Source organism: Caenispirillum bisanense, assembly GCF_039523075.1.
Lineage (GTDB): Bacteria > Pseudomonadota > Alphaproteobacteria > Rhodospirillales > Rhodospirillaceae > Caenispirillum > Caenispirillum bisanense.
Genome location: NZ_BAAAEP010000122.1, coordinates 1 through 1109 on the forward strand (window position 1 = coordinate 1; position 1109 = coordinate 1109).

At 47.7% G+C, this 1109-nt stretch carries 1 protein-coding gene; it reads right to left on the minus strand.

The annotated features are described in order from the left end of the window. The coding region (locus ABD056_RS22710; RefSeq protein WP_343870572.1) for an IS4 family transposase at positions 1-877 on the minus strand (877 nt) is incomplete at its 3' end. Positions 878-1109: the final 232 nt, after the last annotated feature.

A 1109-nucleotide genomic window follows, 5' to 3' on the forward strand; every position in this document is an offset into this window, starting at 1 on the left:
CTTCTATCTGCATACGGGCACCATAGCGTTTGACGACTGCACTTGCCTGAGCCGCTGTTTTAACCTCAAGTGAAGTGGCCAACAACCAGGGTTCCTTCCAGCCCTCTGCTGCATTTAAACTGGTCCCACTGCGTTTGGGTTGGCCTTTACGATTCAAGGCGTGCCGCCCCTTTGATTGGCCTTTATACAACACCAACGTCGTTTTGAATGGATTGCTTTTTGCCACGCTCACCTCATCAAACCAAAGGGCTTTTCCGCTGGCCTGCTCATACAACGACTTGCACGGCAGCCAATTATCCGGTTTTACCTCGTACTGAGTTTGATGCCGCACTCTGCCCAGATAATCCCATCCAGTATCAAGGACTTGTCTGAACCATGGCCCTCTAAAGCCTGCATCTGTCACCACGATGGGCTTGCATGAGGACGGAATGATATTTTTGAGGTTATCCAGAAACTGACGATGGGTCGCAGGTTTATCTCTTCGTTCCAAAGGGTGGACTTCTTCATACACGGTCACGGAGCGGCCCTGACATACCAAAGCAGCCCGAAGCAGGAAGTTCTTTTGCTCTGGTTCCATATCTGACCAATCCACCAACAGCACTGGCTGAGCGAGGCCACTTAAGAAGAGCCGACTGATTTGACGATAAATATCGGGGATTTCGCGGTGTAAGTTCAGATTGGAAAGCAGACGGTCTGCACTTTTAATACGATGTTTTTCATAAGCTTTTGTGTCAATACCACGTCCTAACGAAGTGACTGTCAGATGGTTCTTCAGGGACGCGCTAAGGATGCAATTTTCTAACGATTGTCGACGAGCAGTGTGCATTGAGGGTGTGACAGAGTGGAGGAAATTGGTTAGCATGTGACGAACATTCATGGTGCTTCCTTGGTAGGTTTGTTTGGCGATAGATCTGATCACCGAACACCATGAATGTTCTCACTTACTTAATTTTTTGTATCACCTCTATGATTTTACTCATATTTTTGTGGGGATACCTCAGGATCTGACCCCATTTTTATTCGGCTTTGGTTATGCGATTGCGTCCAGCAGCCTTGGATTGATACAAAGCTTTGTCAGCAGCTTCAATCCAGTCGCGATACTCTCCCAT